This is a genomic window from Algoriphagus lutimaris (assembly GCF_017051705.1).
GTDB classification, from domain to species: domain Bacteria; phylum Bacteroidota; class Bacteroidia; order Cytophagales; family Cyclobacteriaceae; genus Algoriphagus; species Algoriphagus lutimaris.
Map to the genome: position 1 here is coordinate 1,185,151 of NZ_JAFIDJ010000002.1, position 24,338 is coordinate 1,209,488.

21 protein-coding genes are annotated in these 24,338 nt (G+C 38.1%); 8 read left to right on the top strand and 13 right to left on the bottom strand.

Annotation, left to right across the window (positions count from 1 at the left end):
• The 6 genes from JYB62_RS15690 to JYB62_RS15715 form a co-directional block, all read right to left on the bottom strand.
• Nucleotides 1-1,173, bottom strand: a 1,173-nt coding sequence (locus JYB62_RS15690) for a glycine-rich domain-containing protein (RefSeq protein WP_394369697.1), incomplete at its 3' end; no start/stop codon positions are given.
• Nucleotides 1,174-2,024: 851 nt separating this feature from the next.
• Nucleotides 2,025-3,542: a glycine-rich domain-containing protein gene (locus JYB62_RS15695; protein ID WP_205646352.1), complete on the bottom strand. Its 1,518-nt coding sequence runs from the start codon at nt 3,540-3,542 to the stop codon at nt 2,025-2,027.
• Nucleotides 3,543-3,888: 346 nt separating this feature from the next.
• Nucleotides 3,889-5,646 carry a transcription termination factor Rho gene (gene rho, locus JYB62_RS15700; protein ID WP_205646353.1) on the bottom strand — a complete coding sequence of 586 codons (1,758 nt, stop codon included), beginning with the start codon at nt 5,644-5,646 and terminating at the stop codon, nt 3,889-3,891.
• Nucleotides 5,647-5,851: 205 nt separating this feature from the next.
• Nucleotides 5,852-6,541 (bottom strand): DNA repair protein RecO, encoded by a 690-nt coding sequence (gene recO / locus JYB62_RS15705; RefSeq protein ID WP_205646354.1) that lies wholly within the window; start codon nt 6,539-6,541, stop codon nt 5,852-5,854.
• Nucleotides 6,541-7,125 (bottom strand): thymidine kinase, encoded by a 585-nt coding sequence (locus JYB62_RS15710; protein ID WP_205646355.1) that lies wholly within the window; start codon nt 7,123-7,125, stop codon nt 6,541-6,543. Before JYB62_RS15710 ends, recO begins: the two co-directional genes overlap by 1 nt.
• 4 nt (nt 7,126-7,129) lie before the next feature.
• Nucleotides 7,130-7,456 carry a 2Fe-2S iron-sulfur cluster-binding protein gene (locus tag JYB62_RS15715; RefSeq protein ID WP_074226648.1) on the bottom strand — a complete coding sequence of 109 codons (327 nt, stop codon included), beginning with the start codon at nt 7,454-7,456 and terminating at the stop codon, nt 7,130-7,132.
• A gap of 32 nt (nt 7,457-7,488) precedes the next feature.
• On the opposite strand from JYB62_RS15715, the gene JYB62_RS15720 reads away from it, so the two are divergent.
• The 3 genes from JYB62_RS15720 (at nt 7,489) to JYB62_RS15730 (ending at nt 9,923) form a co-directional block, all read left to right on the top strand.
• A complete protein-coding gene (locus JYB62_RS15720; RefSeq protein WP_205646356.1) occupies nt 7,489-8,616 on the top strand; it encodes a hypothetical protein in 1,128 nt (375 codons plus the stop codon).
• Nucleotides 8,617-8,764: 148 nt separating this feature from the next.
• Complete coding sequence (locus tag JYB62_RS15725) at nt 8,765-9,331, top strand: Pycsar system effector family protein (protein WP_205646357.1); 567 nt, start codon at nt 8,765-8,767, stop codon at nt 9,329-9,331.
• 16 nt (nt 9,332-9,347) lie between these two features.
• The gene (locus JYB62_RS15730; protein WP_205646358.1) at nt 9,348-9,923 is read left to right on the top strand and encodes an HD domain-containing protein; all 576 of its coding nucleotides are present in this window, start codon (nt 9,348-9,350) and stop codon (nt 9,921-9,923) included.
• Here the strand turns inward: JYB62_RS15730 and rodA are convergent.
• The 5 genes from rodA to JYB62_RS15755 are packed head-to-tail and all read right to left on the bottom strand — an operon-like array spanning nt 9,920 to nt 15,380.
• On the bottom strand, nt 9,920-11,194 hold the full coding sequence (gene rodA, locus JYB62_RS15735) for a rod shape-determining protein RodA (protein WP_205646359.1): 1,275 nt from the start codon (nt 11,192-11,194) through the stop codon (nt 9,920-9,922). The genes JYB62_RS15730 and rodA overlap by 4 nt on opposite strands.
• On the bottom strand, nt 11,195-12,997 hold the full coding sequence (gene mrdA / locus JYB62_RS15740) for a penicillin-binding protein 2 (RefSeq protein WP_205646360.1): 1,803 nt from the start codon (nt 12,995-12,997) through the stop codon (nt 11,195-11,197).
• The gene (locus tag JYB62_RS15745; RefSeq protein ID WP_205646361.1) at nt 12,997-13,518 is read right to left on the bottom strand and encodes a rod shape-determining protein MreD; all 522 of its coding nucleotides are present in this window, start codon (nt 13,516-13,518) and stop codon (nt 12,997-12,999) included. Before JYB62_RS15745 ends, mrdA begins: the two co-directional genes overlap by 1 nt.
• Nucleotides 13,508-14,344: a rod shape-determining protein MreC gene (gene mreC / locus JYB62_RS15750; protein ID WP_205646362.1), complete on the bottom strand. Its 837-nt coding sequence runs from the start codon at nt 14,342-14,344 to the stop codon at nt 13,508-13,510. The genes JYB62_RS15745 and mreC overlap by 11 nt, the downstream gene beginning before the upstream one ends.
• A 7-nt stretch (nt 14,345-14,351) precedes the next feature.
• Nucleotides 14,352-15,380 (bottom strand): rod shape-determining protein, encoded by a 1,029-nt coding sequence (locus JYB62_RS15755; protein WP_074226656.1) that lies wholly within the window; start codon nt 15,378-15,380, stop codon nt 14,352-14,354.
• Nucleotides 15,381-15,714: 334 nt separating this feature from the next.
• Between JYB62_RS15755 and JYB62_RS15760 the strand changes: the two genes are divergently transcribed.
• The 3 genes from JYB62_RS15760 (at nt 15,715) to infB (ending at nt 20,417) form a co-directional block, all read left to right on the top strand.
• Nucleotides 15,715-16,188 (top strand): ribosome maturation factor RimP, encoded by a 474-nt coding sequence (locus JYB62_RS15760; RefSeq protein ID WP_205646363.1) that lies wholly within the window; start codon nt 15,715-15,717, stop codon nt 16,186-16,188.
• A 5-nt stretch (nt 16,189-16,193) separates the two neighbouring features.
• Nucleotides 16,194-17,438 carry a transcription termination factor NusA gene (nusA, locus tag JYB62_RS15765; RefSeq protein ID WP_205646364.1) on the top strand — a complete coding sequence of 415 codons (1,245 nt, stop codon included), beginning with the start codon at nt 16,194-16,196 and terminating at the stop codon, nt 17,436-17,438.
• Between the two features lie 63 nt (nt 17,439-17,501).
• Nucleotides 17,502-20,417 carry a translation initiation factor IF-2 gene (infB, locus tag JYB62_RS15770; protein ID WP_205646365.1) on the top strand — a complete coding sequence of 972 codons (2,916 nt, stop codon included), beginning with the start codon at nt 17,502-17,504 and terminating at the stop codon, nt 20,415-20,417.
• 254 nt (nt 20,418-20,671) lie between these two features.
• Here the strand turns inward: infB and JYB62_RS15775 are convergent, their stop codons facing one another.
• Nucleotides 20,672-20,938 carry a hypothetical protein gene (locus tag JYB62_RS15775; protein ID WP_205646366.1) on the bottom strand — a complete coding sequence of 89 codons (267 nt, stop codon included), beginning with the start codon at nt 20,936-20,938 and terminating at the stop codon, nt 20,672-20,674.
• A gap of 42 nt (nt 20,939-20,980) precedes the next feature.
• Between JYB62_RS15775 and JYB62_RS15780 the strand changes: the two genes are divergently transcribed.
• Both JYB62_RS15780 and JYB62_RS15785 read left to right on the top strand, forming a co-directional pair.
• Nucleotides 20,981-21,295 carry a hypothetical protein gene (locus JYB62_RS15780; RefSeq protein WP_205646367.1) on the top strand — a complete coding sequence of 105 codons (315 nt, stop codon included), beginning with the start codon at nt 20,981-20,983 and terminating at the stop codon, nt 21,293-21,295.
• A gap of 371 nt (nt 21,296-21,666) precedes the next feature.
• Complete coding sequence (locus tag JYB62_RS15785; protein WP_243431598.1) at nt 21,667-22,518, top strand: hypothetical protein; 852 nt, start codon at nt 21,667-21,669, stop codon at nt 22,516-22,518.
• Between the two features lie 10 nt (nt 22,519-22,528).
• Here the strand turns inward: JYB62_RS15785 and JYB62_RS15790 are convergent, their stop codons facing one another.
• Complete coding sequence (locus JYB62_RS15790) at nt 22,529-24,163, bottom strand: carbon starvation CstA family protein (protein WP_205646368.1); 1,635 nt, start codon at nt 24,161-24,163, stop codon at nt 22,529-22,531.
• Between the last annotated feature and the right edge of the window lie 175 nt (nt 24,164-24,338).

Genomic DNA, 24,338 nt, shown 5'->3' on the forward strand with positions numbered 1-24,338 from the left:
GTTTCCACTACCTGAAACACCACCTGTCAAACCAGCAGAAATCACAGGGGCATCCCATGAATAAGTAGTGCCGGCTGGAATAATGCCATCAATACCATCTGTAGGTGTTACTGTGAATAAATCCCCGCTGCAAACAGTTTCGGTCATGTCTGTAACATCAGGTCTTGGAATAATAGTAACAGTTCCTTGCTTAGATAGCGTAAAAAATGAATTATAGGGAGGTGTAGCATCTATAGTGTAGGTTCCGCTGGTGGTTGGCGTTCCAGTAATAGAAATAGTTCCTGCAGTATAATTAATGTCTGAACTCAATCCAGTGGGTAAATCTGAAATAGTAACCGTTGAATTTGGTGGGAATGAATAAGTCGTTTCGATTATCGGATCATCCTCACAAACAGACTGATTGTCCGTACCTGAGGCAGATGTAAGAGCTATATAAGAAATTCTTAATTGGCCATTTCCTCCATATCCACCAACTATTTCTGTACCGGATGCATTGCTGCGGTATGAACCACCACCTCCTCCCCCAGGAGCGACTCCATTTTCACCTCTTCCTTGATTTTGACCTGAACTTCCAGATCTTCCATTTCCTCCGTTTCCCCCTCCTGTTGGTGCTATAGCTCCTAAACTATTTGTTGCGCTAATTCCATTTGCATTAATTCCAGCGGAGGAACCTCCGCCTCCTCCGTCATTTCCATTTGCATCTGCACCATTCCCACCGCTAAACTTGATTGAACCATAGCCTGCTGCAGCTGATCCACCGCTGGCACCAAAAGTTGAATTCAATGGGACTGAATTTCCTCCCTTGGCCATTAAAGTAGTATTACTTAAAAACCATGTGTCTTCTCCATTTGTTGTGGTAAGCGCACCAAACCCCACATTAAAATTTATGACTTGACCAGGTGTTACAGTAATTACGCTACTGGAATATGCTCCACCACCTCCTCCTCCAACAGTTCCGTTAGACCCTGATTTAGTTCCTCCACTTCCTCCTGCTCCCCAAACTTCAACAGTAATAGAAGTTACTCCTGCAGGAACGGTAAAAGTCCCTGATCCAGGTGTTGTAATTGTCTGTGTCTGAGCTGCTAAAAAATTTGAAAATACTATTCCAAGCATCATTCCAAGCAGAAAGATGGGTTGAAAAAGTATTTTAGGTAAAAAGTGTTTCAGATGCATTAATTAGTTATCTGGTAACAAAAATTTCGAATCCATTAAAATGTATTTCAAATATACTAAGTTGCTTTTTAGTTTAAAAGAAATTGAACATAAATTATTGAAATTCAATTAGTAAAGGCCCATTCTCACGATTACTCAAGAATTAAATTGACAAGAATTAATTTTGTCTTTAAAAGCTGATTTTTTTGTAAAGTTTCAAATAGGCAATAGAAATTTTTTGACTAATATTTTATATTACAAATATATGCATTTAACCTGCACTTATATGAGTATATATAAAACAATGTTTTGAATATTAGTAGAAATGGTGCCAAATCTATTAATAATTATACGAAAAACAAATATTATTCTATTCTAACTAAAATATATGCAATTAATACTTATTTTTTAGTTGTAAACTATTTTGAAAAATTGGAATCTCAAAAGTGGTCTAAATTTTATTCAGGACTCAAAAACGTTCCTGATTTTTTTTCAATTTTATATAGAATTAAAAATTCTAATCTTATTCTTTGAACTCTTGCATATTTCTGAAGCCTTGTGTCCACTACCTTATTGAATTAAATACTAGATGACCTGACAATTTTTAGAGAATGACCAATCAATAGGAGTTAAAGCCAGAAGATGTTACATAATTTGGGAATCCTGATCTAGAATTGGATAATTATTAATTGGAAAGGCGTTAGAAATAAGGTTTCAAGATAGGTTTCGAAAATCAATACGGGTTAACCCAAAATTCATTGAAAAAATATCCTGCTTTTTTGTGTTAGCTTCAAGAATCTTCGATACTTCTATTTTTGTAACGTCAATTATTGATTTGTTTGTTCTGAAAAAATTGGAAGAGCTAGTTAGGTTTATTTCTTAAGGATTTTATGAGATTCTTGACGAGATCCCCAATTAATTTTTATAGTGTATAACCCATTTTTGGAATGAAGAAGATATTCCCGAAGAATAGCTGTTAGTTCGTCAGGGTTATAACCTGAAAAAGTATTGGTTGTCCCATTCATTTGGATAATTGAGACACTTATTAACTGGTCAAAAAGAGAAGCTGGATCATTTAGTCTTAAATTTAAATTGGCACCGTTGGTTGGATTAGGATAAAGATTCCATTTTTTAGAGGATAGCAAAGGGTCTACCTGGATGCTTTTGGTTTTACTATAGCTAAAGCTTCCATCTACATCAATTTGTTTTATCCTATAAAATATATTTCCACCTGTAAAAGGAAGATGTTCATCCTGATATGAATAGGCAGAAATTTCTTGAGTATATCCCTTTCCATCTACTCTCCCAATAGTTTCCCAATATTCGATCGTATTTACTGATCGCTCAATTTCAAAATGAGAATTTTGCCACTCTTTGCCAGTCGCCCATTCCAACAAGCTCTTTCGATCTCTTGAATTATAAAACGTATTAAAATAAAGAATTTCAACGGGTAAGATCCTATAGATTATATTTACCACAACCACTCCATCAGCACCTTTACTTCCACTAGAGGCTCCAGCATTTCCTCCTGAACCATTTGAGCCGTATCCATTTCCTCCCACTCCATCTGCAGTCGTACCAGTTCCACCTCCACCGGCTCCAAAAATCCCTGTAAAACCATTTGGAGTAATTCCATCTCCTCCATTTCCACCTTGCCCAATAGAAGCAGATGATACGCCAGAAAATCCTGCTCCAGCAGCACCTCCTCCTCCGGCTCCAGCTGCTAAAGAATTGGTGGTATAACTTCCGTTTCCTCCAGAATTTAAATAAATGATTCCTGCTCCAGCTCCTGAGCTTGTTCCGCCTCCAGAACCTGGGCCAGCTTGAGATGCCGGAGTTATTCTAGAACCACCTCCTCCACCCGAACCGCCAATACCGCCATCTCTATTTGAACCAGAGCCTCCTCCGTATCCACCCCCGTTAGCTCTAAACGTACTAGAAATAGTTCCAGAATTTAAAACAACGATTGTATTTCCTCCAACAGTTCCTCTATTGCTTGAGTTAACTGAACCATTTCCTCCAGTTCCAATAGTAATAACTAATTCAGCTCCTAAATTCAAATCCACATTGATGACTTTAACTTCTCCACCACCTCCACCTCCAGCTGAAGTGCCACCTCCACCGCCACCTCCACCGCCAACTAGTAGGATATCTACATTTGCCACTGCAAAAATTTCACTTGTTGGGTCAAACCCTGTAATATCAGAAAGGTCAGTGATTGTGAATGTTCCGTTGGAAGTGTAGGTCTTTGTTGCGCTAACAGACCTGACATATTGGGCTGAAGAATCTAAAACACTCCATAAAAAAGAGATTGAAATCAATGAAAACCGTAATAGAGCGTTCAAATTGAAATAAAACTTGAAGCTCCAAAGAGCAAATTTTAGATTCATTCTTTAGACTTAAAAATTTAATCTTTATCAGGGTGAGATTAAAGACCAAATTCTTTCAGAACTAATTAAATGCTGTTTTAATTAAAACAACTAGCTAATTGAATACCAACTGAAATTTAAATTATATGCCTTAATATTTAAGTCATAATTCATTGAATGTCAGTGGATAGGGTGTACTTATTTAGGGTTCTCAAATGTAAATAGTCTCCATCAATTTTTTACATTTACCTCCAAAAAAATGTCGAATAACTACTGAAAAATCTGTTTGGATTTTTTATTCTACAAAAAATAAAAGCCTTTGATTTAATTAAATCAAAGGCTTTAAAATCGATTCGGAATTGATAATTTACCCGTTCATGCTGATCAAAAACTCAGCATTATCTCGGGTTCCTTTCATTCGCTGTAATAAGAATTCCATAGACTCCTGAGCGGTCATATCACTCATGAGTTTACGCAGAATCCATACTCGCTGCATTTCTTCTTTGTCCATCAAGAGATCTTCTCTTCTTGTTCCAGAACTCAATACATCGATAGATGGATAGATTCTTCTGTTGGCAAGTTTTCTGTCCAAGGCCAGTTCCATGTTGCCTGTTCCTTTGAATTCTTCAAAGATCACTTCATCCATCTTAGATCCTGTTTCTACCAAGGCTGTAGCAATGATGGTTAATGAACCACCATTCTCAACATTTCTCGCAGCTCCAAAGAATCTTTTTGGCTTATGAAGTGCATTGGCGTCCACACCACCGGAAAGGATTTTTCCTGAACTAGGTACTACTGTGTTATGGGCTCTGGCAAGTCTGGTAATAGAATCCAATAAGATCACCACGTCATGACCAACTTCCACCATTCTCTTGGCTTTCTCCAATACAATATTGGCCACTTTTACGTGACGGTCAGCCGTCTCATCAAATGTAGAAGAGATCACCTCTGCATTCACCGATCTCGCCATATCCGTCACTTCTTCTGGTCTTTCGTCAATCAGAAGAATCATCAGATGCACTTCAGGATGGTTTTTGGTGATCGCATTGGCAATCTGCTGTAATAGTACAGTTTTACCAGTTTTTGGCTGTGCAACAATCATCCCTCTTTGCCCTTTACCAATTGGCGCAAATAAATCCAGGATTCTTGTAGACATTTTATCAGGAGAAGTAGAAAGATTTAATCTTTCCTCAGGGAAAAGAGGTGTCAAGTACTCAAATGGTACTCTATCTCTTATTTCATCCGTGGTTTTACCATTGACTGTCTCAATTTTTAATAGGGCAAAATACTTTTCCCCCTCTTTTGGAGGTCGAATGGATCCTTTGATATGGTCTCCTGTCTTTAAGCCAAACAGTTTTACTTGGCTAGGTGACACATAAATATCATCGGGAGAAGCAAGGTAATTGTAGTCTAAAGATCTTAAGAAACCATAGCCTTCCTGCATCATTTCCAAGACACCTTCATTGACAATAACACCATCAAATTCACGAGCACTGACAAAAGGTCTTTTTCTATTGGAATGTGGTGTAGTTTCAGCAGCAGGCGCCATCACCTCATCCTGAGATTTGAAATTTTTCCTTCTTGGAAGTTCTACCTCTGGCTCTGGTTTATCGCTGGATTTTGGAGAAGGCACAGCTGATTTTGGATTTTCTTCTTTACTCTTCTCATCAAAAACCTTTTTTCTTGGTCTAAAAGTTTTGGCTTCATCTGTTTTAGCTGTATCCTCTTTAGTAGCTTCAGCTTTTGCTGGTGCTTCTTTCTTAGGTGCTCTTTCAGTTTTTGCTGGTGCTTCTTTCTTAGGTTCTTCCGAAGATGAGTTCTCAGTAGGTTTTTCTTTCGGGATCTCCGTTACATTTTGCCTTTTAAATTTAGGCTTGAATTCAGGTTCTTCGGTAGCAGGTTTTGCACTTGGTGCTACTGTTTTCTCTTCCTCTGGAGCTTTGATTTCAGCAACAGACGGTTTCTTTTTAGGCAATGCTTTTTCTGGGGTGATAGCTTGCTGGTCAAGGATCGCGTAGACTAGATCGTCTTTCTTTAGAGTCTTGTGGTTTTTAACTCCCAGTTCCTCTGCGATTTCCTTCAGTTCAGACAGTAGTCTGATTCTGAGTTCTTCTATGTTGTACATAAAGAGGGTATGAAATAATAATATTTTGTAAAATGCGGTATTTGGGATCGTAATTGATTTTCTGAGCAAAAATGGTCTGCAGGAAAAACTTAAGTCAAAGTGGGCTGACTTAGACAACTACGCTACGACACAATATTAAAGGATCGGTTTGGATTTAGCAAATTTTTATTCCTTTAGTGTCATTTTCTTTCTAATTGTTTTTATATCAGTCTAAAAGCTGACGAAGTATAGTCATGGATTTCCAGGTTTGATTGTTTTCCAATTGTTGATTATAAAATTCGAGTAAGTGATCCATCAATTTCCTTCTTAAAGACAAAGGGACGATGACATCACAAGCATATTTAGAAGCAATTAACTTGTTGATGAAATTTTCAGCTGACTCAAGCTCCTCTAATCTAAAGGGTTGTCCTTGATTCTCTGTTAAAAATTCTTTGGCACTTTCGGGAGCAAAGCCGAGATATTTGGCATGCTCTATTAAAAATACCAAAGGAAAATGGCTTATGGAACACTCTTGTTGATCCAATTCGATAATACTTTGTTCCAAAAAATCAAAAAGGAACTCATTTTGATAATTTTCATAAATAGACCTTGTAAGTACCTCCGTCATAAATAATGCTATTCCGGTTCGGTTAAAATCAAAAGGGATCAATTGATTAGCTCGGATTAGTTTGACCTCAGATATCCGTTGAAGTCCAGTACTTTCTTTATTATAAACAACCATGTCTAATAAGGTCATGGGTTGGTATAAGGCAATTTTAGATTTACTATTCTGACTTCTTACTCCATTGATTAAATACGACTTCAATCCAAGTTCTCTAGTAAAAACTTTGCAAATAATGCTACTCTCTTTGTAGCGAATATAGCTTAATACGATTCCTGATGTTTTATGAAGCATTAGTTCTTATCCTCGAAGAAGCATTTCCTACACCTAGCCTCATAGGCTTCTTTCTCTCCCAACATCACTTTTTGTTTGGAATCTGAAAGTCTAAGAGAAAAGGCCGCTAGATCACCACATTTCATACAAATTGCATGGACCTTCGTGACAAATTCAGCTATGGCCATTAAACTGGGCATGGGCTCGAATGGATTACCTTCAAAATCCATATCCAAGCCTGCTAATATCACTCTTTTACCCTGTCTCGAAAGTTTTTGCGCAACAGAGACGATTTCATTGTCAAAAAACTGAACCTCATCAATTCCTACCACATCACAGTCCCCACTCAGCAAAAGGATGTCTCCGGCAAAATCTACTGGAGTAGAACGGATGGTGTTTTCATTATGGGAAACCACCTCTGATTCACTATACCTTTTATCGATCGATGGTTTGAATATCTCCACTTTTTGACGGGCTATTTTTGCTCTGTTTAACCTTCGAATCAACTCTTCGGTTTTGCCAGAAAACATGGACCCGCAAATAACTTCTATTTGACCTTTTCTATCAGGAGATTTGTTCCTTCCTATTGAAGGTTCGATAAACATATCTTTATTTACTATATTCTATATGTGGAAACTTATTGATTTCAGCCACACGAACCACCACTTCACCTGAGATCAATTCTGCTTGACAAGATAAGCGTTCATTGGTTTTTAACCTTCCAAGATTCTCAAATTTCTCTTCTGCGGGAGTTTTGGGACTCAAATTTTCACTGCCAGACATAACAATGATCTTACAAGTGGTACATCGTCCCTTTTTACCACAGGCATGCATCCAATCAATACCATTTTCATGAATTAATTCAATAACTTTACAATGAGCTGCATTAGAATTAATTTCTCGATTAAATAGGTTTTGAATGACTATTCGGGACATTTATTCGTTGCTTTTTTAAACAGGACTAACCAATGACTATTCAAATTAACAGCAATTATTTAGAAAAATACGGCAAGGAGTACGCCAGCATCGTATGCGAAGGGTTTTTTGCTTCGAAAAAATACATGACAGGGCAGGATATTATTCAATTAACCAGCAGTACTCAAGTAAACTTTTTTGTTATAAAAAGACTATTTGAGCTTTGGCAGGATGAATTGGCCAAATTGAAAAGCAATCCATATTTTGATTATCGAGATATAGCTGTCCATGAAGCCCTTTCACAATTTATGAATGTATTGTCCAGAAGGATAAAGGTGGAACGTACTCATATAGAGCCTTTGATAGAAACGGCTGTCGTTCAATCTATCCAATTAGCGACTGATCCTGTTCGGTATTATCAATCCGAAATAGAGAATACTCCGGAAGGAAAAATTAATGAGTATTTGAAAGAAAATAAAAAATACTATAAATGGCATGATCGGGTAATTACATTTTTGATTGATAAGGCAGGCTTTGGACATGATAAAAGTGAATACCTCAGGGCAATCAGTGCTAACTACCAGGTAGTAAAAGATTCTTTAGAGTCAGAAAATCTTTTGTTGGCAACCTTCGGTGATATCAAAGCCTTTAACCTGGATGCTTACAGGGAGCCAATAGGGGCAGAAGAGCCAAGAATAAGCCCTGCTTCTCATGAAGATGATTCCTCTACTTCCTTTTTTGATCAAATGGATGCTGCAGAAGTTACTCCTTCAAAAAATGAGGTGAAGGAAGGGCCTAAAGAAGAAATCCCTAAATTGGAAAAAGAAGAACCAGTATTTTCCTCTCCTAAAACTAACCATGCTGGGAATGGATCATCATTGAACATTGCTGCAATTAAAAGCAGGTTTGCTTCAGAATCTTATAATGGCATGAAAGGGGTGATAGGTGATTTGTCTGAAAGCCTTGCTATTAATCAACGGTTTATGTTCACCAAAGAGCTTTTCGATGGCAATTCAGATTTATTGACCCATGCATTAAAATCTATCGATGCATGTCGAAATTTTAATGATGCAATTGACCTTGTCAACTCACGCTATGTGAACGAATTGAATTGGGAGACAGAGTCCGAACCTGTTCAGGAGTTTCTTTTATTGATTTATAGAAAGTTCGATGATGTGTAATCATCAGTGTTTGATTGAGAAAGGGGCATTTTTTAAATGCCCTTTTTATTTTACCCCCTAATCAAAAAAATCAAAACGAAAGGATTTGTTTAAATCATAGAATATCTTGAATTTAAAGGATTAAATTTTTAAAAATTAAAATTAGGTAATGGTCAAAAAAGGAGAAGGGATGGAGGATGTCCCTGAATTTGATTCTGGTATAGATATTATTGATAACTACTGGTATCTTATTAATTACCTAAGAGATTTGATAAAAGCCTCAGAAATCAAGGCCGGTTTAGTGCTTTCTTTTTATGGTTTACTAATTAATGTATTTTTTCAATTTTCTGACCATTTAATTGAAGTGGCCGCTGAAGACCCATTTATTTATATTTTCCTTTCGATGTGGTTTTTGTTTAGTGTAGTTTCAATTTTTTATAGTTTCAGATGCTTTATGCCCCAAATTGAAAGTAAGTTTGATAATAGTGTATTCTTTTTTGGAGATATCATCAATTCTTACGGAACCATCAAGGAATACGTAAAAGTGTTGGAGCAGGTAAGTGTAAAACGAAAGCCTTTACTTGAACAATTAGGAGAACAAGTATATATTAATGCCAAAATCACCGCTGCAAAATTCCGTAATGTGAACCTATCTATTAGATTTCTTTCCTTCAATATTGGCCTATTGTTTGTTTTTATTTTGTATTATGCCTTAAGAACTGCGTTATTAGGCTGAATTCTTTTTTAATGAAATGAAGGGATATCTAAAACTTAGGAGAATTGTACTAGACAAGCTTGAAGCCGATTTGCCTTCATATCTTTCCTATCATGGAATGGATCATACGTTGGACGTATTAAATGTTTGTGAGCAATATATCAGACGTTTAAATCTTTCGGAAGAACAAAGATATCTATTAAGAATAGGAGCAATTGTTCATGATATGGGGTTCTTAAAAGGTCCTGCAAATCATGAGGAGGTAGGTTCGGAAATGGCAGCAGGGATTATGCAGCAATTAGGAATGAATGAAAGCCACATTAAAGAAGTAAAAGGCTTGGTGATGGCTACCAAAATTCCTCAGACTCCTTTAAATCCCTTACAAATGATTATTTGTGATGCGGATTTGGATTATTTAGGAAGAACCGATTATCCTGAAATTAGTCAGAAACTTTTTGAAGAGCTCAAATACATGAAGGTCATTGAGACAGATGAACAGTGGAAAAATTTGCAAATCAATTTTTTAAAAGCGCATCATTTTCATACTCCATTTGCAATTAAAAACCGAGAGCCCCAAAAGCAGGCGTGGCTTAATAAGCTGTTAACTTCTTAACCCAACCTTCCTAATTGCATAGCTCTAGAGGCATCTATATTCACAAAAATGAACAGAAGTATGGTAAAGGACCAGAGGGAGGATCCTCCATAGCTAAAGAAGGGCAATGGAATACCCACCACTGGAAATAAACCAATAGTCATAGCAATATTGATCATAAAGTGGAATAGCAGGATGGATATAACTCCATATCCATAAATTCTTGCAAACCTGGTTTTCTGCCGCTCCGCCATGATTACCAAACGAACCAATAGAGTTACAAATAGTCCGATTACCACCAGACTACCCGCCCAGCCAAATTCTTCTCCTAGCGTACAAAAAATAAAATCGGTATGCTGCTCGGGCACAAAATCAAATTTAGTTTGAGTTCCTTCCAAATAGCCTTTTCCTAATAGACCTCCAGAGCCAATGGCAATTTTGGATTGCGTGACATTCCACCCCACGCCTAATGGATCTAAATTAGGATTAAAAAGGACCATGATTCTATTTTGCTGGTGATCGGGAAGTTTGGAAACCACAAAATCAATACTGTAGCTATAGGCAACCATACCTAATCCTATCAATGAAAAAACAATGATTCTTTGCCAGCTTTTTTTTCCAATGATGATTAAAATCAGAACAATTAGTCCAATGCCTGCTACCAGGTACAAGTTATTTTCTATTCCCAAGGATAAAAGTGTCAAGGCTATAAAACCAAAACCTAAAATGTAATAACGCTGGGGAAGTCCTTCGCGATAAAACATCACAAGCAAAGAAAAATAAACCATGGCTGTTCCAGTATCTGGCTGTAATAAGATCAGAGCCACCGGAATTAATAAGACGCCAAAAGCAATGAGTTGATTTTTGGTTTTACTTAGATCAAAGGTAGGACGCTCCATCACCTTGGCCAGTGCCAATGCTGTAGCCAGCTTTGCAAATTCTCCCGGCTGAATTCTAAAAGAGCCAAATCCGACCGTAAGAACCTGTCCGTTTACCTCTTTTCCTATAAAAGGAGTAACGACCAGTAAGGCAATAAAAAAGATATAGATGAAAAGGGAAAGGTTCTCAAAAAACCGGTAATCTGCTACCATGATCAGGATAATCAAGACAACAGAAATTCCAATTCTCACCAATTGCTGTCCAGAGTTGATAGACATGTCAAACATGCTTTGTGGAGCCTGGCTATCATAGACTGCTGCATAGATATTGAACCAGCCGAAAATGACTAAGGCAAAATAGATGACTACTACTAACCAATCCACACGACTGATATGAATATCGGACTCTCTCATTTAATAAATAAAATTCCCTGCCAGTACATATTGCTCTAGCTCAGGTCTAGTGATTTCATTGCGGATGTATTTTTCGATCATGAGGGAGGCTGTACTAGCAGCAGCTCTACCACCCCAACCCGCATTTTCTACATACACCGCGATGGCTATTTTTGGATCATCCTTAGGGGCAAAGGCCACAAACACAGAATGGTCTTCACCATGGGGGTTTTGAGCGGTTCCAGTTTTACCTGCAATGACCAAATCTTTCATAATTGCTCGGGTTGCTGTACCATATAGTGCTTCTGCCATGGCATCCTGAATCATGTCAAAATGATGAGCATCAACTCCGACCTCATTTTTCGTTCTGTATTTCTCCGGAATTTTTGTAGGATCGTTGTCTATGGATTTTACTAAATGAGGGGGATAGTAATATCCTTTATTCGCAAAGATTGCAGCTAAATTGGCCATTTGTAGCGGGGTGACCAGCATTTCGCCTTGACCAATAGAAAGGGAGTAAATGGTGCTGTATTTCCATCTGCCCTCACCATAAAAACGGTCATAGTATTTACTGGATGGGACGCTACCTCCTTTTTCATTGGGCATATCCACTCCCAATCGACTACCTAAACCGAATTTCAACACTTTTTCCCGCCAAGCATTCAGTCCAATTTCAGTGTCCTTGTAAGTATTCGAAGAAACTTCTTGATTGATGATTTGACGGAAAGCTTGGTGGTAATAGGGGTTACAAGAATTTCTTATTGCACCGAATAGATTAACTGGTGAAGGGTGATTATGGCAAGCCACCAAAGACTTGTTACATGCAAAGGTAGTATTTGGAGTAAGGATTCCCTCTTGCAACCCAATTAAGCTCTGAACCACTTTGAAAATGGAACCAGGAGGATAAGTTGCCATGATAGGCCTGTTGAAGAGAGGTTTGCTTTCATCAGAGTTTAAACTTCTATAAGTTTTACTGAAATCAGCCCCGGTCAAATCATTTGGATTATAATAGGGAGAGGAAATCATGGCCAAAATCTCTCCAGTTTTTGGTTCAATAGCCACTACCGAACCTTTTTTTCCACCCATCAACAACTCACCATATTTCTGCAAGTCCATATCAATGGTGGAGGTAATATTTTTTCCAGCTATAGAAGCAGTATCGTATTCTCCATCTTTGAAAGGCCCTTTGTCAACGCCTCTTACATTGACCATTTTATATTTAACCCCTTTCTTTCCTCTTAAATCATCTTCATAAAATCGTTCCATTCCGCTCAGACCAACGTAGTCCCCCTGGACATAATAATTGGACGAGTCTCTTTCCAATTGCCTTGCATTGATTTCTCCAATATAACCCAAGGCATGAGCGGCAATGGGCAATGGATAAGATCTGACGGAGCGGGTCATGATAAATAATCCCGGGTAATCTATGAGGTAATCTTGCATTCTGGCAAAATCCGTAGTAGAAATTTGCTTGATCAGCGGGGAGGGTTTTACCCAAGAATATTTTCTTGCAGCCTGATAGGATTCTATTAGCTCCTCTTTAGTGATTTTGAAAAGTTCCAGGAATCGAGTAGTGTCTCCTACTTCAAATTCCTTTGGCACAATCATCAGATCAAAGATCGGATTGTTGTAAACCAAAAGTTTCCCATTCCGATCATATACGAGCCCTCGGTAGGGGTGGTCTACCACGCGCTGTATAGCATTCCTTTCAGCTTTTTTCATAAAGCTGTCGTCCATTACCTGGATCATAAATAGTTTGGTCAATAGTACCAAACCGATCAAGAAAATGAAGATGATTATTGCTACGGGTCTTTGGTCGTTCATCAGATTCCTCTCCTACGTTTGAAGAACAGTAGTTGTACAATTATAGCCAAAAGGACTGTAAAAATCGAGGAGAATAAGCTTTTGTTTAAGATCCCTAAAAAAGCTCCTGACCCCCATTGATCAGCAGTAAAGAATAATAGACAAAATGCAAAGGTTAAAGGAAGGGAATAGCTTATGAACCATCCCAATCCCATTTCCTGCAGGGTAGGTTGGGTAGAGTCATCATATCCTCCATTTGGTCGGATGATTTTTAACCATAATGGTCTTAAAAATGCAAGTAGGGTGGCAGCAGAGGCATGTAATCCTAAGGTATCATAGAATACATCAATAGTAAGACCGACTCCAAAACTGATTAATAAGAGTGGGATTTCTCTAATTTGAAATGGTAAGCTAAGAATCCCCACTAAGTATAAAAAGCAAAATGCAATACCGAATAGGGCAAGATTTTTTAAAAAAAGAATCTGAACGAGCCCTAAAATCAATAGAAGAAAAATAAAAGAAATCAGATTTCTAAAATTCATTAGTTAATTCAGATTGTTGATATAAAGAATCCAATTCATCGATCTGCGTATTTTCTACTAAATACACATAAGAAATTTTACTAAAATCCGCAGTGAGGGTTACTTCAATATCCAAGTAATTTGGATCTGAGGATTGGATAACATTTGAGATGACACCTATTTTTAAATTTCTAGGAAATACCGCACTGTAACCTGAAGTGACCACCGTATCCCCAACTTGTGCCTGGACGTGTCTTGGGACATACAACATTTTGGCTTTCTTGGAATCTTTCCCATTCCAATTGATAGATCCAAAATCTCCGGTAGACTTGATAATCGACGAGATCAAAAGATCATTATTCAATAACGAAATGCCGACTGCATAATTGTCTGAAACAGATTTTACCCTTCCGACTACTCCGCTCTCATTGAAAATCCCCATTCCTGGTTTCACTCCTTGTTTCCTGCCCTTGTTCAAGGTCATGTGATTTTGAGTATATCGCAAAGAGTTACTGATCACTCTTGCTCCCATAAATTCAAATTGGGAAGACAAGGCTGAATCCAAAGAGATTGATACACTATCCGGTTCCAGTTTTAAACTACTCAATTTCTCCATGAGTCTTGAATTTTCTACTACTAAAGCTTCATTGGCTTCAGCAAGAGAGAAAAAATCACTCACATTCGATTGGGTCTCCAAAATTGAGCCTACTAATGCATTGGAGCTATTAAAGAACGCAGCACCCTGGGGGGAATTATTTGCTACTAGTAGCCAGATGGCAATTATTTCTAGTAAAATGAATAAAAGAAAGGACCTTAAACTATAAAGAAATTGTAGGATGCGTAGCATTCAGGGTTTATGTCATCAATACTGTTCTGAAATTCTGTATATTTTTCAAGGCAGTTCCGGTACCTCTTACCACTGCTCTTAATGGATCTTCTGCGATGTGAATTGGAAGTTTGGTTTTTTGATGCAATCTTTTATCCAAACCTTTCAATAAAGCCCCTCCACCAGTCAAATGGATTCCGTTGTCATAAATATCCGCAGACAATTCAGGAGGTGCAATTTCCAAAGCTTTAAGAACAGCTTCTTCGATTTTGGAAACAGATTTGTCCAAGGCAAATGCAATCTCTGAATAAGATACTTTAATTACTTTTGGAATTCCTGTCATCAAGTCACGGCCACGGATTTCATGATCTTCTGGTGGCTCATCAAGTTCGGTCAACGCAGATCCAATGGCGATTTTTACTTTTTCGGCAGATCTTTCCCCAATTAACAAATTGTGTTGCCTTCTCATATAATCCAAAATGTCTTTGGTGAAGGTATCACCTGCAACTCTGATGGATTGATCAGCAACAATACCTGACAAAGCAATCAAAGCAATTTCGGTTGTACCCCCTCCGATATCAACAATCATAGATCCCATTGGCTTTTCTATGTCGATTCCAATTCCTATTGCGGCAGCAATCGGTTCGAAAATCATATATACTTCTTTGGCACCTGCATGTTCCGCTGAGTCACGAACAGCTCTTTTTTCAACTTCTGTAATACCTGAAGGGATACAGATCACCATGCGGTGTGATTGAGGAAACATTCCTTTCTTTTGACCAGGGATCATTTTTATCAACCCACGAATCATTTGTTCCGCTGCATAGAAATCAGCAATTACACCATCTTTTAATGGTCTAATTGTTTTGATGTTTTCATGAGTTTTCTCATGCATGTTCATCGCTTCTCTTCCAACTGCCAACACACGGTTGTTGGTTTTATCAATCGCAATGATTGAGGGTTCGTCCACCACTATTTTATCCTTATGGATAATCAGCGTATTGGCTGTACCCAAATCGATGGCTATATCACTTGAGAAAAAATCGAATAATCCCATTTTTGACTTGTTGATTGGCTTAAAATTGCTGTTAATAGTTCAATATAGTACGATGAGTACTCAATATTAAACGGGGGTCGGCAAAATTATTACCTTAATGGGAGAAATCTGAAAGAAACCCGATATTTTTTGGTGTTATTATTAAAATGGCGGTCAGTTACTTTGGTTGGTAAAATCAAAATGTAAGAAATCCCTCAATTTGGGTGTTACTTTACTTCTCTTCCTGTAGATTTTTTACTCAAATTGTTTTTGCATCAAATTTATTTTACCTTTGCGTCGTATTCGAAAGTTTCTGGAGGGGACACCATATGTCCCCTCTTTCATTATGCATAATATGTCCGAACTGAAGCAGTCTATCGAAGAAATTGTTGAAAAGCATCTTCCAGATGAAAAACACTTCATTGTGGAGGTTTCAATGGTTAATAAAGGAGGGAAAACAACCTTGAACATCTTAATTGATGCGGATGAAGGGTTGAATATCCAGACTTGTGCCGATGTAAGTAGAGCGGTTTCCGAGGAATTGGAGGTTCAGGACTTGATGCCCGGAGCATATATTTTGGAAGTTTCTTCGCCAGGATTGGATTATCCTTTGAGCAGCAGGAGACAATTTCAAAAAAATATAGGAAGGGAATTAAAAGTTTTGCTGACTACAGGGAAAGAACTTGTAGGTAAATTAGTAGATGTAGAGGAGACCGGTGTGAAAATGTTGGTCAAGAAAAAAGAAAAAGGCAAAAAAGCCACGGAAGAGGAAGTAGTCCTTCCTTTTGAAGAGATGAATAAAACAATCGTACAAGTATCTTTTAAATAACTCAAATGGATGCCAAAATCTTAATAGAATCCTTCGCAGATTTTGCGAGATCTAAAAATGTGGATCGACCAACAATGATCCGTATCCTGGAAGATGTGTTCAGAGCAATGATTAGAAAGAAGTTTGAATCTGATGAAAACTTCGATGTAACTATCAATGCTGATAAAGGTGACCTCGAGATTTTCAGAATTAGAGAGATTGTTGACGATAATTCTGAGGATATTTGGGATTTTGATAAAATCAGTTTCAGTGAAGCTAGAAAAATTGAACCTGATTTTGAGATTGGCGAGGAAGTATACGAAAAAATTGAGTTGGAGGAGTTTGGAAGACGAGCGGTTCAAATGGCCCGTCAGACTTTGATTCAAAGAATTAAGGATCTTGAAAAAGATATCCTTTATAATAAGTATGAAGAGCAGGTAGGAGAAATCGTTTCAGCTGAAGTATATCAAATTCTCGGTAGAGAGATTTTATTGATGGATGCGGAAGGCAACGAATTGATTCTTCCAAAAGGGGAGCAAATTCCAAAGGATAGATTTAGAAAAGGGGATACCGTAAAAGCGATTGTTCACAGAGTGGACATGATGAATGGAAATCCTAAGATCATCCTTTCCAGAACTTCTCCAGTGTTTTTGGAACGATTATTTGAAAATGAGGTTCCTGAGGTGTACGATGGATTGATCACGATAGTGAAGATTGTCCGTGAGCCAGGAGAAAGAGCTAAAGTAGCAGTAGAATCTTATGACGACAGAATAGATCCAGTAGGAGCTTGCGTCGGAATGAAGGGTTCTAGAATTCATGCAGTGGTTAGGGAACTTCAAAATGAAAATATAGATGTGATTAATTTCACAGATAATTTGGAACTTTACGTGACCAGAGCCTTGAGCCCTGCCAAAGTTTCATCCATTACAGTAAATAAAGAGACCAAAAGAATCTCTGTATTCTTGAAGCCAGATCAAGTATCACTTGCTATTGGTAAAGGAGGATTCAATATCAAACTGGCCAGTAAATTGGTAGATTATGAAATTGATGTTTTCCGTGAATTGAATGAATACGAAGAAGAGGATGTTGATCTAATTGAATTCAGTGATGAAATCGAAGGATGGATCATTGATGAATTGAAAAAAACAGGTCTAGATACTGCAAAAAGTGTCTTGACTTTAGGTAAGGAGGATTTACTCCGAAGAACAGAACTTGAGGAAGAGACGATCGATGAGATATTCCGTATCCTCAGACAAGAATTTGAACAATAATACAAGGGAATTACAAATTAAAATACCCTATTTTACTTAAGATTTCGAAAGAGGTTTTTGCTTATGTCAGAAGAAAAAATGATGCGATTAGGCCAGATAGCCAGAAAACTCAACGTGGGAACGGCGACCATCGTTGAGTCAATGGCTAAAAAGGGCTTTGAGGTGGAGAATAATCCGAATTCCAAGATCAGTATGGAACAAGTAGAGATGCTGAGAAAGGAATTCAAGTCTTCTGCCCTCGATAAAGAAGAGGCCTCCCACCTCTCTATAGGGAAGCGCCATGAGCCTATTTCGATGGAGCCTGATACTCCTAAGCAAGAAAAGGCTCCAGAGCCAGAACCAAAACCGGTTCAAAAAGAGGCTCCCAAACCTGAGCCTAAAGTTGAGGCTACCCCAACACCGGCTCCAGAGCCGACGCCGAAAGTAGAAGCAAAAACATCTGAAGCGAAAGCTGAAGAATCAGCTGCTGCACCAACCCCTAAGTCTGAACCTACTCCATCTGATTCAGCTCAAAAACAGGCTGAACCTGAAAAAGTGGAGCCTGAGGCTCCAAAATTGGAAGGGATCAAAGTATTAGGAAAAATTGACTTGAGTAAAAAACCTGCCTCTAATCAAAGGCCAGGACAAGGGAATAGAGGTCAAAGGCATGGTGGGGATTATAAAAAGCCTCATCAACATCAAAAGCCTGGTCAAGACCAGAAAAAGCAAAATGCTCCTCAAGGTGGTCAACAAACTAAGCCTGCACCAAAGCCGGAAGTAAAACCTGCTGCCCCTTCCACTCCAACAGCTCCAACTGCTGAAGTGAAAAAGCCTAAGGACGAAGTGATTTCTGCAAAAGCGGATTCTCTTAAAGGATTGACCGTTTTAGGGAAAATCGAACTTCCTGCAGACAAGCCTAAAAAGAAAGGTGGTCCTGTTGCATCTTCTGATGAAAGAGGTAGAGATAAAAAGAGACCTAGAAAAAGAATTGACAAGGGAGGTTCCAACGCTGGTGGAAATAGAAACCAAGGTGGCGGAAATAAAAACCAAGGTCAACGAGGCAATAATCAAAATAGAGGAGGACAAGGTAGAGTACAAAAAGCTGAACCGACTCAAAAAGAAATACAAGATCAAATCAAGCAAACGCTTGCTAGACTTCAGGGAAATAAGCCTGGGGGTGGGAAATCCAAGTCTAGAAGAGATAAAAAGGCAGAGCGAGAGAGAGAAGTTGATCATGAAAATGAAGAGACAAAATTGTTGAAAGTCACAGAATTTATTTCTGCGAATGACTTAGCGGCATTGTTGGATGTTTCTGTTAATCAAATTATTTCTACCTGTATGTCTTTGGGTATGTTTGTTTCGATCAACCAGAGATTGGATGCAGAGGCCATCACTATCATTGCAGATGAATTCGGATATGACGTAGAGTTTACGAAGTCTATTGAAGATGAAATCGTAGAAGAGGTGGAGGACGATCCAGAAGACTTGATCGAAAGAGCGCCTATTGTGACTATCATGGGTCACGTAGATCACGGTAAAACATCGTTGTTGGATTACATTAGAACTTCCAAGGTTACTGCTGATGAAGCAGGGGGTATTACCCAACACATTGGAGCGTATGATGTGATGACCAAAACCGGGCATAAAATTGCATTCCTTGATACTCCAGGTCACGAGGCATTTACTGCCATGCGTGCTCGTGGTGCTAAAATTACTGACGTCGCGATTATTGTAATTGCAGCGGACGATAGCATCATGCCACAGACCAAAGAAGCAATCAACCACGCTCAGGTAGCTGGAGTACCTATGATCTTTGCAATCAACAAAATTGATAAGCCTAACGCTAATCCTAACAAGATCAAAGAGGAATTGGCCAACATGAACTTGCTAATTGAGGAATGGGGTGGTAAATATCAATCTCAGGAGTTATCCGCTAAAACGGGTGAAGGTGTAGACGACTTGCTTGAAAAAGTACTTTTGGAAGCAGAAGTATTGGAATTGAAAGCAAATCCAGATAAAAATGCAGTGGGTACTGTAATCGAAGCTTCCTTGGATAAAGGACGTGGTTATGTGACCACCATTATGGTTCAAAGCGGTACCTTGAAAATTGGAGATATCACGTTGGCAGGTAAGCACTATGGCCGTGTGAAAGCCATGTTTGACCATAAAGGTAAAAAGCTGAAAACTGCTGGACCTTCTACTCCTGTTCAGTTATTGGGACTTAGTGGTGCTCCTCAAGCAGGAGATATCATCAAGGTTTATGATACCGAAAGAGAAGCTAGAGAAATTGCTAACTCAAGAGAACAGATTCAAAGAGAGCAAAGCCTTAGAACTAAGAAGCATATTACCTTGGATGAAATTGGTCGTCGTTTGGCAATCGGTTCATTTAAGGAATTGAATATCATTATTAAAGGTGATGTGGATGGTTCAGTTGAAGCACTTTCCGATTCATTGTTGAAGCTTTCTAAGGATGAGGTAAAAGTGAACATCATCCATAAAGGAGTAGGACAAATTTCTGAATCTGATGTATTGTTAGCTTCTGCATCTGATGCAATTATCCTAGGCTTCCAAGTAAGGCCATCTTCTAATGCGAAAAAACTAGCTGAACAAGAAGAAATTGAAATTAGACATTACTCGATCATCTATGATGCGATTAATCAGATCAAAGATGCAATCGAAGGAATGCTCGAGCCAGAATTTGAAGAAGTAATCACTGGTAATATTCAAGTTCGTGAAGTATTTAAGATTTCTAAAATCGGTACTGTTGCAGGTTCTTATGTATTGGATGGTTACATCACACGTAAGAATAAGATCAGAGTAATCCGTGACGGAATTGTGATTCATGAAGGTGAAATCGATCAATTGAAGCGATTCAAAGACGATGTGGCTGAAGTGAAAGCTGGTTACGAATGTGGTATTTCAATCAAGAACTTCAACAATATCGAGATCGATGATACAATTGAAGGATACGAGATGAAAGAAATTAAGCGTAAAAAATAAATTCGCTTAGAATTATAAGTATAAAGGAACGGCTTGCCGTTCCTTTTTTATTTTTGACCCATGATTGAATCAATTCTGGTACTGTTGAAAATAGCCTTAGTAATCTCTTTACTAAATCTGGTTATCGGTATGATAAAACCTGTGTTCGTATTATGGTTTTTAGACAAATCAAATAGATTAAAAGTTCTGAAAATATTTGGTTTGACATCAATTTTTCTATGGTTGATCTATTTTTTAATAAAATATTATTTCATTTAAATGAAATAATGGAGTGTTTTTTTTAATAATCCGATTGGGGATTCCATGAGATTATCCATACTTTTCAAGGTATTTCTTCCTTGAATTGAAGCAATTTTCTTCCACAGTACTCCTTGCCTGTTTCGCAATTTATCAGTTTGGGTACTACGCATTCTATTTTTCGTATTAGAATCATCTTGAGGCTCAATGGGAGGAAGAGGTTTTTGAAGTGGATGTGAATCTGGAAGAGCAGAAAATGCTGGAAGTTCCTTTGACAGTTTCATATATGCCCTTTTAGGAAGATTTTCAAGTGACCAATACCCGATTTGAATTACTACAGAGCAATCAAACAGCGTTATACTCAAGAAACGTTGCAGTTCATTTATGTCCCGGATACTTCTAGAACAGTATTGGACAATACCTTTAAGCAATGGGTTTCTTCATTAATAGGGGATGATTTGCCTCAAGATCAACAAAGTAAGTCGGCGCTTAAGAACTTTGTGAAAGATTATATTCAAAGTTGCGACTTTAGTTTTACTGCATTTAAGCAATCGATTATTGACAAAACGGTAGTCTCTATTTTTTCTACCTATAAAAATCCTTTCTATTCTTTGGATTCATCTCCTCCGCAATTGGGTTAATTATTTTCAGATTTTTAATCACGAAGGAGGAACTCTCTTTCTGAAAGACTGTGTCTTCTATAAACTCAATTGAATTTTGCTAAGATACATTTTTCAATAACCCAAAAACTATGAAAAAATTTACTCTGACGCTGTTGTCAGTAACAGCTCTGTATATTGGATCAATTAACGTCTATGCCCAAGGATGTGTCGCAATCCGTCAATTTTCAGGATTAGGAAATGCAGTCGGACAAGGAAATATGCTTTAAAGAGGAGAATGGAATATTTCCGCTAATTATCGATACTTTAAATCCTTTCGACACTTCAGAGGTTCTCATGAAGAAACTAATCGAATCGAGGATGGGACTCAAGTAATCAACCATCAACATGGGTTGGACTTAAATATCAGTTATGCATTTTCCGAAAGAATTTATGGAATAGTTTCATTGCCCTACCAGTACAATGAACGAAGTTCTTTATATGAGCATGGTAGGATAGAGAGGCGTGCTACTTATTCTCAAGGATTAGGAGATATTCGAATTGGTGCTGGCTATTGGTTGCTTTCCGGAGAAAAAGCAAAAAAAGGAAATACCGCAATTGGATTGGGTATCAAATTCCCGACTGGCGATTATGCTGCCACCAGCACATTTTATAACCAAGGTGAAAATGGGAAGGAACAAATCAAAACAGTGGACCAATCCATTCAATTGGGCGATGGTGGTACAGGTTTTATAATAGATTTTCAAGGTTTGTGGAACTTGAAAGGAACCTATTTCTGGTATTATGACGGGTTCTATCTATTTAATCCAAGAGAAACTAATGGTACTCCTACCAATAGAAGACGCGAAAATGAAGCGATCATGAATGTTCCTGATCAGTTTGCTTTGCGAACTGGAGTATTCGAGTCTTTTGAAAAGATTCACGGTTTGGGATTGTTTCTTGGTGGGCGAGTAGAAGGAATTCCGGTTCGGGATGTTTTCGGAGGAAGTAATGGATTTAGACGTCCTGGCTATATGGTATCCGTTGAGCCAGGGATTAGCTATATGAAAGGGAATGTCACAGGAACCTTAAATGTGCCAATAGCCCTATTGAGAAATAGCACTCAAAGTGTGACAGATATTGAAAATTCTACCCCAGATGACAAGGTTCATGGTGATGCAGCTTTCGCAGACTACTTGATCAATTTTACATTGGCTTGGAGAATACCTAAAAAAGTGAAATCTCCTTTTGGAACACTTCAATAATAGTTAGAGGTTAAAGAGCTTTTGCATGCTCTTTAACCTCACTTTTCAAACTTTTTGTAGCCAACACCATTAAAGAAATTGCCAAAATAAATAGGGCTGCAGCGATGGCTGATAGTACATACACTTGGTCTTGGAAATTTTTCCAGGCAAATAGACCCAAGGAAGCAAGGGTGACCGTAAACATGAAAAACATGGGAATGGTCACAAACCAAGCATTTACTTTTTCGCGGATCATCCAAACGGCAATGGTCAATAGAGCCAAAGCAGCTAACAACTGATTGGCAGAACCGAAAATGGGCCAAAGTGTAGTAAATTCTCCAGAGACCAATAATAGGATAGATAAGGCTACCACAATGCCTGTAGATAGATATCGATTCGTTGCTATTTTATTAGCTGCAGGATGGGGGATGTCCTCAAAATACTCCTGCAAAGTAAATCTTGCCAATCTTGTACAGGTGTCTAAAGTGGTCAAAGCAAAAGCAGATACTGTTAAGGCAACAAAAGCAATCGCAAATTCTTCAGGGATTCCTAAACTTGAAATCATTCCTCCCAAGCCTGTGGAAAATAGAGCCACAGGGCCTTCTCCGGTTAATTTGGAAAAATAGTCTCCGCGTTCTAATACGATGACTGCACAAACGGAGATAATGGCCAAAAATGACTCGATCAACATTCCTCCGAATCCTACCAACTTGGCATCACTTGCTTTATCCAATTGTTTGGAAGTGGTTCCCGAAGCCACCAAAGAATGAAATCCGCTAATTGCTCCACAGGCAATGGTGATAAATAGAACCGGAAAAATGTACCCAAGACTTTCCGAAGAAGTGACTATTTCGTTGGTCATCTTCACCTCAGGGTTTGCAATGAAAATACCCAAAACTGCCGCGATGATCATTCCATATAATAAAAAGCTATTTAAATAATCCCGAGGTTGTAAAAGCAAACTTACTGGAGTGACAGAAGCTATGAAAGCATAACCCAATAAGGCCAAAATCCAGATCTTGTAATCTAAAACGAATGGAAATTGGATTCCCACAAATACAAAAAAATACATCAAAATGACCCCAATGGTACTTAAAACAACAAAAGCAACTTTCCTACTTCCAATCATTTTACTTACCTGGCCAAAACCCATTGCCAGAAAGATAAAAGAGATGGAGGCGGAGGCAACACCAGGGTTGCTTACAAATGTTTTGGCAATGATATCTGCAAAAACTCCGATTACAAGTATGAGTGTGGAAAATGAAAATAGCACAAATAACTGTTTCCCTTTTGGTCCGATTTGATTTCTAATGATGACTCCAATGGATTTGCCTTCTGTTTTTAAAGAAGCTGCCATGCTTCCTAAGTCATGTACCGCCCCAAAAAAAATTCCTCCTACCAAAATCCAAATAACCGCGGGAATCCAGCCAAATGTCACTGCAATGATGGGTCCTACGATAGGTCCTGCTCCCGCAATAGAGGCAAAGTGGTGTCCCAGTACCACAATTGGTTTACTAGGCTCATAATCTACCCCATCATTGAATTCATGGGATGGCGCTGGTTTTTCATCTGAAAGGCCGAATTTTTTATATACAAAACCTCCATAAAGCTTATATGCTAAAAAAAGAATAATACCAGATGCTAGTAATAATAGAGGAAGGCTCATATTTGGGTTATTTGGCAATACTTCAAAACGCAGTATATTCGTACTGAGTCTCTTTTATTATTCAAAATAAAGCAAATATATAGGTAGTTAAAAAGAAATTTTTTCGGATGGTAAAAAGAAATTATTGATTAAATAAAACAACGCGGGAGAATTACCGGTTTTATTTAATGGAGAT

Excerpts from the sequence above, each read along its gene's own strand:
- JYB62_RS15720 (WP_205646356.1), top strand. The coding sequence starts at position 7,489 with ATGACTATTCAAATTAACAGCAATTATTTAGAAAAATACGGCAAGGAG.
- JYB62_RS15695 (WP_205646352.1), bottom strand. The coding sequence starts at position 3,542 with ATGAATCTAAAATTTGCTCTTTGGAGCTTCAAGTTTTATTTCAATTTG.
- infB (WP_205646365.1), top strand. The coding sequence starts at position 17,502 with ATGTCAGAAGAAAAAATGATGCGATTAGGCCAGATAGCCAGAAAACTC.
- rodA (WP_205646359.1), bottom strand. The coding sequence starts at position 11,194 with ATGAGAGAGTCCGATATTCATATCAGTCGTGTGGATTGGTTAGTAGTA.
- JYB62_RS15710 (WP_205646355.1), bottom strand. The coding sequence starts at position 7,125 with ATGTTTATCGAACCTTCAATAGGAAGGAACAAATCTCCTGATAGAAAA.
- mreC (WP_205646362.1), bottom strand. The coding sequence starts at position 14,344 with ATGCTACGCATCCTACAATTTCTTTATAGTTTAAGGTCCTTTCTTTTA.
- JYB62_RS15775 (WP_205646366.1), bottom strand. The coding sequence starts at position 20,938 with ATGAAACTGTCAAAGGAACTTCCAGCATTTTCTGCTCTTCCAGATTCA.
- JYB62_RS15760 (WP_205646363.1), top strand. The coding sequence starts at position 15,715 with ATGTCCGAACTGAAGCAGTCTATCGAAGAAATTGTTGAAAAGCATCTT.
- recO (WP_205646354.1), bottom strand. The coding sequence starts at position 6,541 with ATGCTTCATAAAACATCAGGAATCGTATTAAGCTATATTCGCTACAAA.
- JYB62_RS15715 (WP_074226648.1), bottom strand. The coding sequence starts at position 7,456 with ATGTCCCGAATAGTCATTCAAAACCTATTTAATCGAGAAATTAATTCT.
- JYB62_RS15755 (WP_074226656.1), bottom strand. The coding sequence starts at position 15,380 with ATGGGATTATTCGATTTTTTCTCAAGTGATATAGCCATCGATTTGGGT.
- mrdA (WP_205646360.1), bottom strand. The coding sequence starts at position 12,997 with ATGAACGACCAAAGACCCGTAGCAATAATCATCTTCATTTTCTTGATC.
- JYB62_RS15745 (WP_205646361.1), bottom strand. The coding sequence starts at position 13,518 with ATGAATTTTAGAAATCTGATTTCTTTTATTTTTCTTCTATTGATTTTA.
- JYB62_RS15790 (WP_205646368.1), bottom strand. The coding sequence starts at position 24,163 with ATGAGCCTTCCTCTATTATTACTAGCATCTGGTATTATTCTTTTTTTA.
- JYB62_RS15730 (WP_205646358.1), top strand. The coding sequence starts at position 9,348 with ATGAAGGGATATCTAAAACTTAGGAGAATTGTACTAGACAAGCTTGAA.
- JYB62_RS15725 (WP_205646357.1), top strand. The coding sequence starts at position 8,765 with ATGGTCAAAAAAGGAGAAGGGATGGAGGATGTCCCTGAATTTGATTCT.
- rho (WP_205646353.1), bottom strand. The coding sequence starts at position 5,646 with ATGTACAACATAGAAGAACTCAGAATCAGACTACTGTCTGAACTGAAG.
- nusA (WP_205646364.1), top strand. The coding sequence starts at position 16,194 with ATGGATGCCAAAATCTTAATAGAATCCTTCGCAGATTTTGCGAGATCT.